This window comes from Catalinimonas locisalis (assembly GCF_038039535.1).
Lineage (GTDB): Bacteria > Bacteroidota > Bacteroidia > Cytophagales > Cyclobacteriaceae > Catalinimonas.
This window is the reverse complement of record NZ_JBBPHP010000013.1, coordinates 24000-41308: the sequence shown is the minus strand read 5'-3', so window position 1 is coordinate 41308 and position 17309 is coordinate 24000. Positions and strand designations below refer to the sequence as shown.

At 40.1% G+C, this 17309-nt stretch carries 14 protein-coding genes; 7 read left to right on the top strand and 7 right to left on the bottom strand.

The genetic code is table 11. The annotated features are described in order from the left end of the window. Positions 1 to 132: 132 nt before the first annotated feature. Positions 133 to 954: a glycosyltransferase family 2 protein gene (locus WJR50_RS16900; RefSeq protein ID WP_341294489.1), complete on the top strand. Its 822-nt coding sequence runs from the start codon at positions 133 to 135 to the stop codon at positions 952 to 954. A gap of 31 nt (positions 955 to 985) precedes the next feature. Here the strand turns inward: WJR50_RS16900 and WJR50_RS16895 are convergent, their stop codons facing one another. From WJR50_RS16895 to WJR50_RS16885, 3 genes are all read right to left on the bottom strand, one after another. Further along, complete coding sequence (locus WJR50_RS16895; RefSeq protein ID WP_341294488.1) at positions 986 to 1618, bottom strand: FkbM family methyltransferase; 633 nt, start codon at positions 1616 to 1618, stop codon at positions 986 to 988. A gap of 262 nt (positions 1619 to 1880) precedes the next feature. Continuing rightward, positions 1881 to 3191: an adenosylhomocysteinase gene (gene ahcY, locus WJR50_RS16890; RefSeq protein ID WP_341294487.1), complete on the bottom strand. Its 1311-nt coding sequence runs from the start codon at positions 3189 to 3191 to the stop codon at positions 1881 to 1883. 102 nt (positions 3192 to 3293) lie between these two features. Further along, positions 3294 to 4085 (bottom strand): biotin--[acetyl-CoA-carboxylase] ligase, encoded by a 792-nt coding sequence (locus WJR50_RS16885; protein ID WP_341294486.1) that lies wholly within the window; start codon positions 4083 to 4085, stop codon positions 3294 to 3296. 58 nt (positions 4086 to 4143) lie between these two features. On the opposite strand from WJR50_RS16885, the gene rsfS reads away from it, so the two are divergent. From rsfS to WJR50_RS16860, 5 genes are all read left to right on the top strand, one after another. After that, positions 4144 to 4515 carry a ribosome silencing factor gene (gene rsfS / locus WJR50_RS16880; protein WP_341294485.1) on the top strand — a complete coding sequence of 124 codons (372 nt, stop codon included), beginning with the start codon at positions 4144 to 4146 and terminating at the stop codon, positions 4513 to 4515. Between the two features lie 58 nt (positions 4516 to 4573). After that, entirely contained in the window at positions 4574 to 6712 is a 2139-nt protein-coding gene (gene ftsH / locus WJR50_RS16875; protein WP_341294484.1) for an ATP-dependent zinc metalloprotease FtsH, read from the top strand. A 116-nt stretch (positions 6713 to 6828) separates the two neighbouring features. Then, the gene (locus tag WJR50_RS16870; protein ID WP_341294483.1) at positions 6829 to 7611 is read left to right on the top strand and encodes a UDP-2,3-diacylglucosamine diphosphatase; all 783 of its coding nucleotides are present in this window, start codon (positions 6829 to 6831) and stop codon (positions 7609 to 7611) included. Next, the gene (locus WJR50_RS16865) at positions 7571 to 8404 is read left to right on the top strand and encodes a hypothetical protein (protein WP_341294482.1); all 834 of its coding nucleotides are present in this window, start codon (positions 7571 to 7573) and stop codon (positions 8402 to 8404) included. Before WJR50_RS16870 ends, WJR50_RS16865 begins: the two co-directional genes overlap by 41 nt. A gap of 68 nt (positions 8405 to 8472) precedes the next feature. Beyond that, positions 8473 to 8913 carry a T9SS type A sorting domain-containing protein gene (locus WJR50_RS16860; protein WP_341294481.1) on the top strand — a complete coding sequence of 147 codons (441 nt, stop codon included), beginning with the start codon at positions 8473 to 8475 and terminating at the stop codon, positions 8911 to 8913. On the opposite strand, the gene WJR50_RS16855 is transcribed toward WJR50_RS16860, so the two are convergent. The 4 genes from WJR50_RS16855 to WJR50_RS16840 form a co-directional block, all read right to left on the bottom strand. Next, on the bottom strand, positions 8910 to 10394 hold the full coding sequence (locus tag WJR50_RS16855) for a TolC family protein (RefSeq protein WP_341294480.1): 1485 nt from the start codon (positions 10392 to 10394) through the stop codon (positions 8910 to 8912). The two genes, WJR50_RS16860 and WJR50_RS16855, sit on opposite strands and share 4 nt — an antisense overlap. A 6-nt stretch (positions 10395 to 10400) precedes the next feature. Further along, on the bottom strand, positions 10401 to 11801 hold the full coding sequence (locus WJR50_RS16850; protein ID WP_341294479.1) for an HlyD family secretion protein: 1401 nt from the start codon (positions 11799 to 11801) through the stop codon (positions 10401 to 10403). 10 nt (positions 11802 to 11811) lie between these two features. Next, positions 11812 to 13992: a peptidase domain-containing ABC transporter gene (locus WJR50_RS16845; protein WP_341294478.1), complete on the bottom strand. Its 2181-nt coding sequence runs from the start codon at positions 13990 to 13992 to the stop codon at positions 11812 to 11814. A gap of 152 nt (positions 13993 to 14144) precedes the next feature. Then, on the bottom strand, positions 14145 to 14576 hold the full coding sequence (locus WJR50_RS16840) for an FKBP-type peptidyl-prolyl cis-trans isomerase (RefSeq protein WP_341294477.1): 432 nt from the start codon (positions 14574 to 14576) through the stop codon (positions 14145 to 14147). Between the two features lie 344 nt (positions 14577 to 14920). Between WJR50_RS16840 and WJR50_RS16835 the strand changes: the two genes are divergently transcribed. After that, positions 14921 to 17308: a TonB-dependent receptor gene (locus tag WJR50_RS16835; RefSeq protein WP_341294476.1), complete on the top strand. Its 2388-nt coding sequence runs from the start codon at positions 14921 to 14923 to the stop codon at positions 17306 to 17308. Position 17309 lies beyond the last annotated feature (1 nt).

Here is a 17309-nt window from a genome sequence, read left to right as displayed (position 1 = left end):
TTGGTATTCAAAAAGCCAAAATACATAGTATTCATACCTAATGCTAATATTTATTCTTCGTATTAAAACTATATTTGGCGATACTCACCTTATTAGCTTATTTTGACTCTTTAACAAATTACTTCTTATTTGATGAAGGTTGCTGTAATTATTACTACTTATAATGAACCTGTTTGGCTCGACAAAGTACTTTTTGGCTACTTACAACAAAGTAATCAGAAATTTCAGCTCATAGTGGCAGATGATGGTTCGGGTGCTGAAACCAAGAATGTAATTGAGGAATATAAGCAGAAATTCGGAAATGATAGGCTCTTGCATGTATGGCAGGAAGACGAAGGGTTTCAGAAATCAAGAATTATGAACAAAGCCATTCAAGCCACGGACGCTGATTATTTGATATTCTCTGATGGTGATTGTATTCCACGTCAGGATTTTGTGGCAACACATGTGAATAGAAGTCAAGCGGGATATTTTCTTTCAGGAGGATATTTCAAACTTTCATCGGAAGTAAGCCATTTAGTACAAAAAGAAGACATTGCATCCGGAAGAGCTTTTTCAAAAACCTGGCTTTATGATAAGGGCTTACCTAAGACATATAAGACAATTAAGCTGACTGCCAAAGGGCAATTCGCTGATTTTATGAACTGGATCACGCCCGCCAAATCGCCCTGGAACGGGCACAATAGCTCTGGATGGAAAGCAGACATAGTTAAAGTAAACGGTTTTGACGAACGTATGCAGTATGGTGGCCAGGACCGCGAACTGGGGGAAAGAATGTATAACGCAGGCATAAAGTCCAAACAAATTCGCTATAGTGCAATTTGTTTACATCTGGATCATTCTCGTCCTTATCGCACAGAAAAATCAATAGACAAAAACCGGGGTATCAGAAAAGTAACAAAGGAAGAAAAAAAGGTCTGGACTGAATATGGTATCGTAAAAGAAAGCGTCTGATACATGAACACCTAACTTTCAATGCTTGAACTTACACTTTCCAGGCCCACAAATACCCGGTATTGCCTTCATCCAAGGCACTCAACTGAAACCCTTTTTTCTTCAGAAAAACTTGAAGAGATTGTAAGTTCTCATCTTTTTGTACCCCTTGATGTGTTTCTATACTCATCATACTGATATTATTTAAAGTTTCTTCTGAAGCGTTATAGATAATATCATATTCTGCTCCTTCACAATCTAGTTTAAGGAGATCAATTTGCTTAAGCTGATGCTGATCAAAGACAGTATCCAGGCTCAATGCTTCTACTTCTATCTGATGGCCTTTTTTACTGCTTTCAAATACACTTGCCATCGTAGTATACCCATCCAGTTTACTGGCATTTAGAGTAATTTTCTCATTTTTACCTCCCACTGCTTTAGGAAAAATATGGAAATCAAAATCCTTAAACCGCTTTTGGTATTGTTCTAACACACCAAAGTTATAAGGAATAGGCTCAAAGGCCAGTACTCTGGCATTTAGGAATTGATAAAACATATACAGAGAAAAAAAGCCAACGTTGGCGCCAATATCTATCACTTTTAAGTTTTTTTTCTTTAGTACACTTTGGGGAAAGCCCCTCAGATAAATATCATCCAGAAAAGATTCTTTGAACGCAGGCAGCATATTACGCTGCACTTTAATTGAAAAAGAATTTCGGAGTTGAAAATCAAAATCATTTTTTTTATTAAAAAGCTTAAAAAACAAGTATGCTTTCCAGTTGGCAACCCTCTCGACTAAGTTGTTGTACCTGTTAAATTTATTTTTAGCAGAAGACATATGATACTTTAAAATACTATTAACATTTCCGATAATCTCTTATAAAAAAACTCCGCTCTGTTATTAAAGCGGAGTTTTTACTTTTACTTTACTAAATAAGCACTTAAGCTTAGTATCTATAATAATCCGGCTTGAAAGGTCCTTTTACTTCTACTCCTATGTATTCAGCCTGATCCTGAGAAAGTTCTTCAAGCTCAACCCCGATCTTAGCCAGATGGAACGCTGCTACTTTCTCATCCAGATGCTTAGGCAGAGTATACACTGCATTCTCATATTTGTCAGAATACTTCCAAAGCTCAATCTGAGCCAACACCTGATTGGAGAATGAGTTAGACATCACAAATGAAGGGTGACCGGTAGCACAGCCGAGGTTTACCAGACGACCTTCTGCTAAAAGAATGATCTCATTGCCATTTTCAAGCTCATACAGATCTACCTGAGGCTTAATCTCGGTTTTGTTTTTGGCATTTTTGTTCAACCAGGCTACATCAATTTCATTATCAAAGTGACCGATGTTACATACAATAGCCTTGTCTTTCATGCCTTTAAAGTGACGGTCTACGAGGATGTCTTTGTTACCAGTGGCGGTCACGACTATATCCGCACGGGGAACCGCGTTATCCATTTTTTTCACTTCAAAACCGTCCATGGCAGCCTGTAGAGCACAAATTGGATCAATTTCAGTAACAATAACTCTTACCCCGGCGCCTCTCAACGACTGCGCAGATCCTTTGCCTACATCACCGTAACCGGCTACTACTGCTACTTTACCGGCCAGCATTACGTCAGTAGCCCTTCTGATAGCATCTACCAGAGATTCTTTACAACCATACTTGTTGTCAAACTTGGACTTGGTTACTGAGTCATTTACATTGATGGCAGGTAGAGGAAGCGTACCTTTTCTCATGCGTTCATACAGGCGATGTACTCCGGTAGTAGTTTCTTCTGAAAGACCTTTGATGTCTTTCACAAACTCAGGATAATGATCCAATACCATATTGGTAAGGTCACCCCCATCGTCTAGAATCATGTTTAGATGAGTCTTCTTATCTTCATCAAAGAAGAGGGTCTGCTCAATACACCAGTTAAATTCTTCTTCGTTCATACCTTTCCAGGCGAATACAGGGATACCAGCAGCCGCTATGGCAGCAGCAGCGTGGTCCTGAGTGGAAAAAATATTACAAGAAGACCAGGTAACATCTGCACCTAATTCAACCAATGTTTCAATTAAAACTGCCGTCTGTATGGTCATGTGCAGACATCCGGCGATTCTAGCTCCCTTTAAAGGTTTTTGCGCACCATACTCCTCACGGATAGCCATGAGGCCCGGCATTTCGGCCTCGGCGAGGCGGATTTCTTTTCTCCCCCAGTCAGCGAGAGAGATATCTTTTACCTTGTAGCGAACTTTTTCGTCAACCATTTGAATTTTTTTTTACTAGGTTCTTGAAAATTATGACGCGAAATTACGATATAATCCTTCAACATCAAATTGATGCTCAGGCTTATTAATAAAGCAATCTGATTAGTATAAATAAGTAATTTCTTTCAGTTGATATTGTTTTCGTATGGCCTCTCTTTCTACCAAAAGCTCACCCCCTTCCAGCACATCAATGATCTTTCCCCGAAATGTTCCCTGCTGATCCTGAAATGTATGCCATTCATCAAACCAGTAGAGTTGGGCCAGATACTCTGTTTTAAGCTGACTTAACTCCATAGCTTTGAGCTGAAAATAACGTTCCTCAAAGTTGAGCGCAATTTCCTTCAGTACGTCCTCCCTGTTCCATGAGGATTTGGTAATAGTTTTGAGAGAAGTAGCCTGTAGATTATCAAAATGGAGCTGATTTACATTTAAGCCAATGCCAATGGCACAGGATTGAATCATATTGACTTTCAGGTTGTTCTGAATCAGAATACCGCATAGCTTGTAGTCATCATAGTATAGGTCATTAGGCCATTTGATTTTGAGCCGCCTGGAGGGCCGCTCGGAGACTGACTCATCCAGATGCGGTTTTAAACTGTCAGCAATAGCCAACGTTGTAATGATGTTGAGATAAAACTGCTGCTGTACTAGCAAACTGGGAAAAAGAGCAATGGTAAATGTAAGGTTAAGGCCTGGTGAGGCTGTCCATTGGGCGTTTCGCTGACCACGACCGGCTGATTGAAAATCTGCCAATACAATTGCACCGTTTTCCAGGCGGTTTTCAGCCTGCGATGATGCCAACTTTTGCATTACCACTGCGTTGGTAGAATCACAGACAGGAAAATGTAAGAATTGTCTGCCTATGAATTGAGTGTTGAAAGAATTTATGGGCAAGTTTTAGTAATATTGTAATTCAATTTCAATTATTGAAAAAACAAGGTATAAATATTTCATGAATTCAGAAGATCTTAGTAAAGTTGTAATACTGGGGATGCAGGAAAAAAAGGCTGAAGGTATCTTGCTCATGGATTTGCGCAAAGTAAAAAACGCTATCGCTGACTATTTTGTCATCTGCTCTGGAAACTCTGACACGCACATAGATGCAATTTCTGATGCTGTAGAGAAAGAAGTTCACAAAAATAATAAAGAAAATCCCTGGCACAGGGAGGGAAAAGAGAATAAAGAGTGGGTCTTACTCGACTATGTGAATGTAGTAGCTCATGTGTTCAAGAAAGACCGAAGGGATTTTTATGCCCTGGAAGAACTTTGGGGAGACGCAAAGATCACAGAAATAGAATCAGAGCCTCAGTATAAAACTTTATAAATTATTCATAACCGTTCTAGCGTTTGTTTTGTTAAACCTGGATTAGAAGAGGAAATAAATGGCAAATAACACCAAAAGGAAGAAAAAACCACTCAGTAAGCCGCCGCAGAGACCCAATTATCAGATTTGGATCATACTCTCTTTGGTGCTGCTTATTTTCGCCATCACTTATCTTAATAAAAACTCATCAGCCATAGAGATCACCCAGCGGCAATTTGATAAGATGTTGAGGGAAGGTGATGTAAAAGACGTTGTGCTGGTAAGAAACCAAAACCTGGTAGAGGTCACACTTACCGACGAGGCCTTACAGGAAAGTGAATATAAAAATGAGGTGGAAGAACAGAACCCTTTTTCTGTCTCCAACGGACCTCACTATAAGCTCAAAATTCCCAACCCTGACATATTTGACGAAAACTTTGAAGAAGCTCAGGAAGAACTTCCGGTGGAAGACAGAATTGACTATCGGGTGGAGGAACGTTCAGATATTACCAGTTTTCTGCTCAACTGGGGATTCCTGTTCCTGATCCTTTTTGGTTTCTGGTTCCTGATGCGTCGTATGGCAGGTGGCGGAGGTCCCGGAGGGCAAATATTTAATATCGGCAAATCCAAAGCAGCTTTGTTTGATGCTGAAAACCGTGTCAATGTCACTTTCGACAATGTTGCCGGATTGGATGAAGCTAAAGAAGAGATCCGAGAGATAGTAGAATTCCTGAAGAATCCTTCCAAGTATACCAACTTAGGAGGAAAGATTCCTAAAGGTGCACTTCTGGTAGGTACGCCCGGTACTGGTAAAACTTTGCTGGCCAAGGCCGTGGCAGGTGAAGCAGGTGTTCCTTTCTTCTCACTTTCCGGTTCTGACTTCGTGGAGATGTTTGTGGGTGTGGGAGCTGCCCGTGTGAGGGACTTGTTTAAGCAAGCTAAAGAAAAAGCACCTTGTATCATCTTTATTGATGAGATTGATGCGGTAGGCCGTGCCCGTGGCAAAGGAGCCATGCCTGGCTCTAATGACGAGCGTGAAAACACATTGAATTCACTCTTAGCAGAAATGGACGGCTTCTCAACCGACTCTGGAGTAATCATTCTGGCAGCTACCAACCGTCCTGATGTACTGGATTCTGCTTTGTTGCGCCCCGGAAGATTTGACCGTCAGATTTCTATTGACAAGCCGGATATTGTAGGCCGTGAAGCTATTTTTAAGGTCCACCTTAAGCCTATCAAGGTTTCTAAAGATGTGAACCCTAAGAAACTGGCAGCACAGACTCCTGGCTTTGCCGGTGCCGAGATCGCCAATATCTGTAATGAAGCTGCGCTGATCGCTGCACGTCGTAACAAAAAAATGGTAGAAACTCAGGATTTCCACGATGCCATTGACCGTGTAATTGGTGGACTTGAGAAAAAGAACAAGATTATTTCTCCTGAGGAAAAAACCATTGTGGCTTACCACGAAGCAGGCCACGCTATTGCTGGCTGGTTTTTAGAGCATGCTGACCCTTTGGTAAAAGTAAGTATTGTACCGCGTGGAGTAGCTGCTTTAGGCTATGCACAGTATTTACCCAAAGAGCAGTTCCTTTACACTACCGAACAGATGCTGGATCAGATGTGTATGGCATTGGGTGGTAGAGCCGCTGAAGATGTAATCTTTGGTAAGATATCAACAGGAGCGCAAAATGACCTTGAGCGTATTACCAAAATGGCTTACAGCATGGTAACCATTTATGGTATGAACGATAAAATTGGCAATATCTCTTTCCATGACTCTCAGCAGGGGGATTATAATTTCAACAAGCCCTATTCTGAAGCTACTGCCGAGACCATTGATGAAGAGGTAAGAAAAATCATCAACGATGCTTATGCTCGTACCAAGCAGTTGCTGTTGGATAAGAAAGAGCAGTTGGAAGTACTTGCCAAGGAGTTGCTGGATAAAGAGATTCTTTTCCAGTCAGATCTTGATCGTCTGATCGGCAAGAGGCCATTCAGTAAGCCTACCACTTATCAGGCCTATACTGAAGAAGATGAGGCTCAGGAGAAGAAAAAAGAAAAAAGCACTGAGGCTAAAGCTAAGAGTACAGACACTGAAAACGAAGATCAGGCTGAAGATGCTCCTAAACAAGCTCAGGCTAACGGAAAAGAAGACTCCGCTTCCGCTGAGGATGAAAAGGAAAAAACTTCGGTAGAAGAAGAAAATAAAAACTCATAACAATTCTGTGGGTTACCGTATTGACAAAAAAGCTGCAATTTGCAGCTTTTTTTGTTATTAAGTTTTTTCATTAAAGCACCTAAAATTAGTCCGATCAAATTACCTTTGCGGGCATTATGCAAGTCAATCCTGCTTTTCAATTTTCACTAACATCCAATAAAAAAATCTATTTTGCTTCTGACTTTCATCTGGGTACCCCTTCCTATGAAGAAAGCAGATCCAGAGAGCGTCTCATCATTAATTGGCTAGAAAAAGTATCTCATGATGCAGAAGCCATCATTCTGTTGGGAGACTTATTTGATTTTTGGTTTGAATATAAACATACCGTTCCCAAGGGATTTATCCGTTTTCTGGGCAAACTTGCTGAAATAAGGGACAAAGGCATTCCCATCATCATTTTTACCGGTAACCATGACATGTGGATGTTTGACTACCTGCCTCAGGAGTTGGATGTGCCGGTCATCAGAGAGCCCGTAAGTATCAAAATTAACAATCAGCTTTTACACATTGGCCATGGTGATGGTCTGGGTGGTGGTGATCATTTCTTCAAGTTTTTGAAAAAGCTATTTCACTCAAAATTTCTTCAAAGGATCTTCGCAGCAATTCATCCACGCTGGGGTATGGGGCTAGCACATTTCTGGTCGCAAGAAAGTCGGAAGAAAAACATGAAAATTGATGACTCTTTCAAGGGCAAAGAGTATGAATGGATTTATCAGTACTGCCTTGAAGTAGAAGCTAAATCTCATCATGATGTTTATGTATTTGGTCACAGACACCTTCCTCTGGAAATACCACTGAACGAAAACAGCCGTTACTTTAATATTGGGGAATGGATCAGCTTTCAAACTTATGGCGTACATGATGGCAGTCAATTTTCGTTGGAAACTTATCAGAACTAAGAGGCTCATCTTATTATTGATTTTTTCATCCCTTCATTCTACCATTGCTGCTCAATCTCTGGCTGTGCAGGACAGTATAGCTATCAGTAAGCCTCTTGCTGTTTCTTTTGATGCATTAGGTCATTTATATATAGTTACAACGTCAGGTGAGTTAAGTAAATATGATCAGCATTTGGAAGTTTTACAAACTTACTCTTCTCCCACTCTCAACAGAGTTAGCAATCTGGATGCGACCCAAATGCTGAAGATCTTTGCCTTTTATGAAAGTAGCCAGGAGTTTCAGTTTTTTGACCGTTTTTTAACCCCCTCTCAAACAGCTCAGATAAAAGTGGCCCCTTTCAGTCACTTCAGTGTAGCTGCCTTGAGCAATGATCAGATGATATGGCTATTTGATGAAAATAATCTTCAACTTGTAAAATACAGCCCGATACAGGAAGACCTGATACTCAAGGTAGACCTTCAGTATTTTCTATCAGAAAGAGCTGAGATAAAAACTTTAAAAGAATATGGCAACAGGCTTTTCCTTTGGCAGGATAATGAAATACTGGTATTTGATTTTTTAGGAAATCTGATCAATAAGTTTCCCATAGAAATTGACCATCCCTTTCAGATTAGCAGTAATCAGCTTTACTACGCTATTGATAATAAAGTGTACTTTTTTGACCTTCTGACTTCAACACAGGAAAAATATATTATTCCGGGTGTGGAGGATATACAGTTTGTGATCTTAATAGACAAAAATCTTGTTGTAATCACAGATCAGCAAATCAAAACATTTTTATTGGAGCTTTAACACCTTCCTTATCAAAATATTGTTTTGTATAGGTTCTTTTTTAATATAATTCCTTACTTTTGAGAAGTATGACTAACTACTCAGCACATCTGAAGTCTTATTTGTTAGCGGGCATATTTTTCTGCCTGATAAGCACCCTATCTATTGCACAAGATGTGGCTATTTTTCGTACTCCTACGGTTTTGCAGGACACTTCCATCCAGGAAAGCACTTCCAAAATCAATGAAACCAAACTGAAATACAGCAAAGCTCCCCTTAATCAGGATTTCGACTTTGAGCTAAACCCTTTGGATCAGGGCAAATTTTCTCTGAATGTTCTTCATGATACCAAAGCAATGGTTTCTATCAAAGTGTATGATATCATCGGTAACCTGCTGTATGAGGAGAATGTCCGTATTCGTGGTTCTTTTAAAAAAGAATTTGACCTCTCTTCGCTTAAAACTAAATTTTTTATTATAGAAATAGGCAATAAGGAATTTAACAAAACCAAGAGTATCGTAGTATCCTAAAGTTGTAGGTAGGGGACACCTGCAGCGTACAATAACTCTATTTTTGATTTTTCGTATTGCGTTTGAAGCTTAAGCAATTTGATGCGAGCATCCAGCAACTCTGTTTCCCGGGTATTGATTAAAAACACAGAACTTTCTCCATTTTCAAACTTGATGATTTCTCCTCTAAGCAATGCCTGATAGTTATCCACCATTCTGCTCTGCATACTAATAAGCTCACTGAAGTTTGACAGCGAATTGTAGACTATATTAATGTCATTTTCTATAGTCCTTGACTGGTTCAGCCTCTCGTAATAATTCTGTTCCAGTTTGATATTAGTTTTTTCAAGCTTCGCCCTTTCTTTTCGTAGAAAAAGGGGGAAATAAAACTCCATTCCTAATTTATAGTCATTCAAAAAAAAGTTTTCGTCTCCACTACCATTTACGTTATCACTTCCTCCACCGGTAGGCTTTGTCAAAAAATTATACTTAAGGTTAATTTCAGGCTTAAGAAACTCTCTGTTCAAACGCTGTTCAATTTCAAGCTGACTAATTTTGGTATCTAGCTTTATAATTTCAGGATGGTTCACCCGGGCGCTATCTTTTAAAGTGCTTAAGGTCTGCATATCCAATAGCTGATGTCTGGTCAAAGGATCACTTAGGATGGGATAGGTAGAGGCTGCCAGTTGTAAAGGAATAGCCTGTGTATCTTCATCTTGTGCACTGCTCCACAAAAAATTTGAGACCATAATACCAGCATTATTATACTCTAGCTGGGCCTGTTCTTTTTGTACTTCACGCTGCTGATAGTTTATAAATGCTTTCAGTGAATCAAATGGAGCAATATCTCCATTAACTACCTGTTGAACAATAGCATTGTACCTTTCTCTTGCCAAGGTCTCTACTTCCTCATAGATAAGGAAATTCTGATAGGCATTGTACCAATCCCAATATGCTTTAGCAGCTTTTAAAAGGACCTTATTAATTTCTTTGATCTTTTCGGCCTCTGCCATTACCTGCATAAGGTTGGCCTGACGTACCGCAGCTCTTCTTTCATCAATAAAAAGACCTCGGCCTATGGGTAAAGCTACACCTGCATAGATCAACCCATCACTGGTATTTTTGAGTTGTTCGTTCAGATACTCGCCGTCATTTTGCTCATAGCCTACATTTAAGTCTGTATTGAACCATATAGGAACTTCAAGTTTACTATCCCAGGTATTATAATAGGTAGTACCATCAAACTCCTTGATATTGTAATTTGATTTAAGTTTAGGATCAAAAGCCCCCTTTGCCAAACGAATTTCCTGCTGAGCCAAATCTGAAAGAAACCTGGCCTGCCTTACTACGGGATGGTGTTGAATAATATTTGCAAAGTAATCTTCAATTGAGAATGCCTGTTCTGTGTTTAACACTTCTTCATTTTGAGCCTGTGCCGAGAAAATAAGGCCCAGGTTTACCAGGAAGCACAGTGCCCACATTTCTCTATTCCTATTCTTCATTTTTGATTACTTTTTTGCTTTGGCCTGATAAGTCTCATTATTTTCGCCAGAAGGTTCTTCTTCAAGGCTCGGAGGGAAACCATTATACAGACGCCATATTTCATACCAGAGAGGAACTTCATCCAGCATAATGAAACCGTTTGCGCCTGAGCCTACTCTCAGCTGTTCTGGCCAGTCACCGTCATACTCTGGATCAGGCTTTACCAGCACTCGATACTTACCTTGTTTGAGCTCTGTTTCTACATAATCAATAACTTCAATTTTACCTCCAAATGTACCTACTGCTACGCTGGGCCAACCTGAAAACTGTAAAGCCGGCCACCCATCAAATTCAACGCGTACATGCCTGCCTTCGGTGAGTAAAGGTACATCCATAGGTTTTACATATAACTCTACAGCTATATCAGGGTCCCTGGGCATGATAGTAACCACTCCATCCCCTTCTTTGATCGTTTCTCCAATACCAGTTTTCAAAGCTTTGACGACAAACCCATCCTGGGGAGCAATAATGTGGTATTGATCAGCTCTGATTCTCATATTGGCATACTCATTTCTTAGCTTTGCCAGACTACCACTTGCATCGTAAAGATCAGAACGCGTCATACTCAGGTCAGATTCTGCCTTACTGATTTTTTCCAGATAGTCAGCTTCAATTGAGCTCAGTTCAATTACCGCATTGATCAACTCATTTTTACTGGCCAGAAATTTATTTTCACTGGAGAGTAATTTTGCCTGCGACTGCTGAAATTTCTGCTCTTTCACCTGTAATTCAGTGAGAGATTTTAAGCCCTGATCAAACATGACTTTCTGGCGTTCAAACTGATTTTTAGCAATATCAAAGCTCACTATTTCAGCCTGGTAATCCATGCTGTCACTGGCTACTTTTAGTTCAGATTGTTGTACTTTGTTCCGGGCCTGCCTAATTTTTAGTCCTAGTCCCTCTTTGAGCGCTTTCACCTGACGCTCGAGCGCAAAAGCCTTCTGTTCTTTTGCATCAATACTGCTTTCTTTGGCAGTAATCTGTTCCTGCAAACGGATCAGTAGCTCCGGATCAAAGAACTTATCTTTTATCTCCGCTAAAGTGAGTATGGTATCCCCTTTATTTACTGCCTGTCCCTCCCTGATATACCATTCTTCAATACGCCCGGGAATAGCGGTCTCAATAGTCTGAGGACGATTTTTAGGAGAAAAGGCAGTAACTTCTCCTGTAGCGACAATATTCTGCTGCCAGGGTAAAAAAAGCACTAAGAACAAAAATATCCCGATACCGCCTATCCAACGCGCTAGTACTCTACCTGCTCGTGGGGATTCTAAAACTTTCATGGATTCTAGTCGGGAAGATATGCTAGTACCCATCCAAGTATTTCTTGTAGCCCCTGCTCTATCAGCGCTAAACAGATTGCTCATATCAATGATATTAATCGTTTACTATAACTTCTTGTAAATGGTGATCGGTACTCAAGTCAGCAAACTTACCTTCTGACACTATCTCTCCCTCCTTCATGATAATAACTCTGTCACAATGCTTCATGATCATCGGGTCGTTGGAAACCAATAACAAACTCCAATTATGCTCAGAACTCGTAAGGTATTTAATAAGTTTCAATTTCTCGGCTCCTTCAAAAAACTGAAAAAAGTCATTCAAAATGATCACTTTCGGATTTTTAGCCACACAGCGTGCAAGCGTTAGTTTATGAGCCGTTGAAGTAGAAATATTTTTTCCTCCACTCACCAGATCAGTATGCAAACCATCGGCCCACTGATTTACTTCATCACTTACGCCCACATCATCTATTGCTTTAATGGCAGTGCTATAGTCTGAGCGCGGTTTTCCCACCGTTACATTATCCAGTACCGTACCGTCAAAAATATCATCCTGCGAAACATTTTTAGCGATATGATCTCTCAGTGTACTAAGATCCAGATCTCTCAGTGAAAGTTGATTAATAGTTACAATCCCTTCATAAGACTGATAGATCCCATCAATGATATTAACCAGGGTTGACTTCCCACCACTGTGATAGCCTGCAATACACAGCTTTTCGCCAGCCTTTATGCTTAAGTTAATATTTTTTAGCGCTGCTTTTTTACTTCCCGGATAAGTATAATTCAGATTCTTGATATTGATGTTGATTCCGTTCTCAAAATAGTTTGCGGGAAGCTTGATTCCTTCATTTTTTTCCAGAGGCAGGTCTGTCACATGCCCTATCTTATCCACCGCAGTTAGCATATCATATACAGTATCCATGTTAAGGATAATTTTTTCTACTGCCCCTAATATCAGGACGATAATAATCTCTGAGGCTACGAACTGCCCTAGCGTAATCTGACGGTCAATTACAAGTAACGTACCCAATATTAGCAAACCACCAGTAATAAAGGTTTTGAAGACTACTACATAGGAAAACTGTTTGATAAGTACGCTAAAGTGTTCTTTACGATACTTTAAATAATTGTTGATATTATAGTCTGCCTTTTTCATGGGTAACTGGGTAGTACCTGCCATTTTAAATGAACTGATGGTACGTGCCAATTCTTCCAGCCAAAAAGCTACTTTATATTTGTATTTGGACTCTACAATGGATGACTTTAGTCCTTTTGGACCTGTAATGTAAAAAATAGTTACCAGTATAGCTACCAGCAAAAGGCCAAAAAAGACAAAGAAAGGGTGATAAAAAGACAAAAGCACAAGACTGAAAAATATCTGAAGCACTGCGGTTGAAAGATCAATTAACAGCTTTGGCAGGCCTTTTTGGATTGTCATAATATCAAAAAAGCGGTTTATTAACTCCGGAGCGTGGTAGTTAAACAAGGCTTCGCTTCTGATACGTGGAATACGGTAAGCAAACTCAAAAGAGGCTTTGGCAAAAATTCTTCTTTGCAAAACTTCTACCATAGAAATCTGCATGATTTGCAATCCTCCTGCTATCAATACCCCTATAATAACCAGACTGATTAGCAGTACGACAGAATTGAACCACATACCACCAGAAATAAAACCTACTATCGCCTGCGTACCCAGGGGTAATGACAGACTGATAATCCCCACGGCTACTGCGTAAATGTAGATATATCCGATATCTCTTCGCTCTGTACCGAGCAGGTTAAGCAATCTCTTGAGAGGGCTGAGATGCTCATCAGAAGTTTCTCTTTCATCGCTCACCATGCTCCGATACGGGAAAGCTGTCATAAAAACCACCTGGCCATGCGCATCTTGATAAAACGCAGCATCTCTTAAGACTGTAGCATCTTCGTACTCTCTTTGTCCCTCTTCTGTAAATATTTTCGCCTCCAGCGTTTCTTTTCCCAACCAAAACATTACAGGATTTACGACATCATCCTCACGAATAAAAAACAACACCGGAAACTCTATCTCATCAAGAAAGCTTTGTAGCTCATCTATCGCAATGGTATTTGGCATAAATACCAATTGAATATTATTTCCCGCTTCAGTAAGGTCATATATAAAATCATTGATTTCTTTCTGGCTATAAGACCGAAAGTTTTGATGAGCATCACTATTTGCATGAGACATGAATTCATGCTTTAGTACTTGTCCGAAGCTATTGAGAATTTCAGGAATCTGTTGGTTATTCATTAGTTAAACTATATCAAAAAATAGTAATACTATCATATACGATAGATGAACCTCTATGTTTGGCATTAGTTCAAGTTTTCCCAATATTTTTTTAAAAAGAAAGGCCTGCACACAATGTACAAGCCTTCAAATACTAAATGATAAATTATTATTTACTTGATTTCCAGCAACTCAATCTCAAAAACAAGGTCTTTACCTGCCAGTGGATGATTTGCATCCAGTGTGATGCTTTCTTCCGACACTTTTGAAATGGTAACTGGAATTGATTGGCCGTCCTTTTGCTGAACAGCAAGGCGCTGCCCTACTTCAGGGGTAATATTTTCAGGAACATCTTTTTTAGGAACTTCCAGAATCATATCATCTCTTACTTCACCGTAGGCCTCAGCCACGGGTATATCAGCTACTGTAGAATCGCCTACCTGCATTCCATCAACAGCTTTCTCAAAACCAGCAATCATATTGCCCTGGCCCAGAGTAAACTCCAATGGTTCATTGCGTTGCAGGGAAGAATCAAAAACGGTACCGTCTTTAAGCTTCCCAGTATAATGTACTTTTACTGTGTTTCCACTCTTAGCAACAGTCATAAAAAGAAAATTTATATAAAATTATATGCTAAAAATCAGGCAATTTGCCCGAATAAATTATTTTGCAAATATACTAAATATAAGCCCCTCATGGAAATTGATGAGGAGCAACTTTGTTAAATCCAATTATAGACACAACTAATGATTGATATATTACAATTCAATCCGTTTAGTGCATCAAATAATTGATTCTTACCCAATGAGAAGTCTTTTGCAGGATAAAAAGTTTTCATTTTTTTCATAAAAAACTACATCCCTAAGCCTGTCATAGCGTTGTTACCTAAAGTGATAAAGGATAGTGATATTTTTGCAAGCATTAACCACAGTGTAAGACCCACGATTACATGAAACAGTTTTTCTGTATGGCTTTGATAGCCATACTTTCCCATCAACTTAATGCACAAAATCAATATACCATTAGCGGCTATGTCAAAGATGCCAGTAATGGAGAAGCTTTGATTGGAGCCACTGTCTCGCTCAAAGAACGCGCTGGAACCGGCACTACTTCCAATGTTTATGGTTTTTATTCGCTTACCCTGACACAGGGAAACTATACTATTAATTATTCCTACCTGGGTTACAAATCTCAAAGCTTTATCCTTTCTCTGCAAGCTGATACTACTATTACCATTGAACTGAGCGATGAGGAAATGGAACTGCAGGAAGTTGTCATCTCAGCTACCCGTCCGGAGGATAACTTTCAGGATGTTAAGATGAGCCGGGAAGAACTTCAAATAGAGAAGATCAAATCCTTACCAGCATTGTTTGGAGAAGTTGATGTTCTAAGAACCGTGCAACTCCTTCCGGGAGTACAGTCAGCAGGGGAAGGTACTACTGGCTTGTTTGTGCGAGGAGGGTCTGCCGATCAAAACCTTGTACTGCTGGATGAAGCCACTGTTTTTAACCCTTCCCATTTCTTAGGCTTCTTCTCAGTATTTAACCCTGATGCCATTAAAAATCTGGAAATTTACAAGGGTGGAATCCCTGCTCGCTTCGGAGGTCGCCTTTCATCTATTCTTGACATACAGATGAAAGAAGGCAACAATAAGAAATATAGCGTTTCGGGAGGTATTGGTTCTATCTCCAGCAGACTAACTGTGGAGGGCCCTATCGTGAAAGACCAGTCTTCATTTATCCTCTCCGGTAGAAGAACGTACGCTGACCTTTTTCTCAAATTATCCAATGATGAAGATATCAGGAACAACACCCTGTATTTTTATGATTTTAATGCCAAAGCCAATTACCAGTTCAATGATAAGCACAAAATTTTTGCGTCAGGTTACTTTGGCCGTGATCGCTTCGGCATAGCGGATGAGTTTGGGCTAAACTGGGGAAATGCTACTGCCACTGCCCGTTGGAATTACCTGATCTCCGACCAGCTTTTCCTGAATACTACTTTCGTGTATAGTAATTTTGACTATGGTTTTGAAATTGATACGGAAGTCGCAGAGTTTATCTGGACGGCAAGGCTCAGGGAAATGAGTGCCAAAATGGACTTCAACTTTTTTCCTAACCCTAAAAACTCTATAGACTTCGGCTACCAGGTACAGCTTCATAAATTTGCTCCACCCAGTATCATCCCTTCTGGCGATACCAACTTCGCCCCTCTTATATTGGATGATAAATTTGCGCTGGAACAGGCGATTTATATTGGCAATCAGCAGCAAGTCAGCGATCGCATTTCTATGGAGTATGGCCTGAGGTACTCTATCTTTCAGCAGATAGGACCTGGCAAAGTGTTTCTTTATGAAGAGGGTACTCCTATTTCTGACGAAACTATCACTGATACGAAAGAGTACGCTAGCGGAGAAAATATCAAGCTTTATCATGGTATAGAACCACGGTTTTCAGCACGTTACCTCATCAATGGCAATAGCTCCATAAAAACATCTTATAACCGCATGCGGCAGTATCTGCAGGTGGCTTCCAATGCAACTGCAGGCCTACCGATTGACCGCTGGATACCCGCTGACACCTATGTTGAGCCTCTGATTGGCGACCAGATTGCAGCAGGATACTTCCGGAATTTTGCCAGCAATACGCTGGAAGCCTCAGTGGAATTTTACTATAAATGGATGCAAAACGTCATTGACTTCAAGTCTGGCTCTGATATTTTGCTCAATAATAATATTGAAACTGAAATCTCTGCGGGCAGAGGTTGGGCCTATGGAGCAGAGTTTTTACTCAAAAAGAATGTAGGAAAAACCACCGGATGGCTAAGCTATACTCTTTCCCGAACCCGCCGACAAATAGATGGGATTAACAACGGAAGAGCTTATAACGCACGTTACGACCGTATTCATGATTTTTCTCTGGTACTTTCACATCAGCTTAATAAGCAATTAACATTCTCCGGAACATGGGTTTACTCTACAGGACTGGCAGTTTCCCTTCCTTCAGGCAGATATTCTTTGGATGGTCAATCTGTACCTTACTACGACCCTTACGGAAGAAATGCTTACCGCCTGCCGGATTTTCATAGGCTAGACCTGTCAGTGGTATTAGATAGTAAGCAAAAAGAAGGGCGTCGCTGGAATAGTAGCTGGAGCTTTTCAGTGTACAATGCCTATGCGCAAAAAAACCCTTTTATCATCACCTTTGAAAACCTCTATAACGAAGACCCTGATTTTGATCTGGAAGGAGATGAAGCGATTGAAAGTGTACGCCCGGCAGCCATCAAAACGTATCTTTTCAGCATCATTCCTTCCATCACCTATAATTTTAAGTTTTAAG

Excerpts from the sequence above, each read along its gene's own strand:
- WJR50_RS16900 (WP_341294489.1), top strand. The coding sequence starts at position 133 with ATGAAGGTTGCTGTAATTATTACTACTTATAATGAACCTGTTTGGCTC.
- WJR50_RS16895 (WP_341294488.1), bottom strand. The coding sequence starts at position 1,618 with ATGCTGCCTGCGTTCAAAGAATCTTTTCTGGATGATATTTATCTGAGG.
- ahcY (WP_341294487.1), bottom strand. The coding sequence starts at position 3,191 with ATGGTTGACGAAAAAGTTCGCTACAAGGTAAAAGATATCTCTCTCGCT.
- rsfS (WP_341294485.1), top strand. The coding sequence starts at position 4,144 with ATGAATTCAGAAGATCTTAGTAAAGTTGTAATACTGGGGATGCAGGAA.
- ftsH (WP_341294484.1), top strand. The coding sequence starts at position 4,574 with ATGGCAAATAACACCAAAAGGAAGAAAAAACCACTCAGTAAGCCGCCG.
- WJR50_RS16870 (WP_341294483.1), top strand. The coding sequence starts at position 6,829 with ATGCAAGTCAATCCTGCTTTTCAATTTTCACTAACATCCAATAAAAAA.
- WJR50_RS16865 (WP_341294482.1), top strand. The coding sequence starts at position 7,571 with ATGATGGCAGTCAATTTTCGTTGGAAACTTATCAGAACTAAGAGGCTC.
- WJR50_RS16860 (WP_341294481.1), top strand. The coding sequence starts at position 8,473 with ATGACTAACTACTCAGCACATCTGAAGTCTTATTTGTTAGCGGGCATA.
- WJR50_RS16855 (WP_341294480.1), bottom strand. The coding sequence starts at position 10,394 with ATGAAGAATAGGAATAGAGAAATGTGGGCACTGTGCTTCCTGGTAAAC.
- WJR50_RS16850 (WP_341294479.1), bottom strand. The coding sequence starts at position 11,801 with ATGAGCAATCTGTTTAGCGCTGATAGAGCAGGGGCTACAAGAAATACT.
- WJR50_RS16845 (WP_341294478.1), bottom strand. The coding sequence starts at position 13,992 with ATGAATAACCAACAGATTCCTGAAATTCTCAATAGCTTCGGACAAGTA.
- WJR50_RS16840 (WP_341294477.1), bottom strand. The coding sequence starts at position 14,576 with ATGACTGTTGCTAAGAGTGGAAACACAGTAAAAGTACATTATACTGGG.
- WJR50_RS16835 (WP_341294476.1), top strand. The coding sequence starts at position 14,921 with ATGAAACAGTTTTTCTGTATGGCTTTGATAGCCATACTTTCCCATCAA.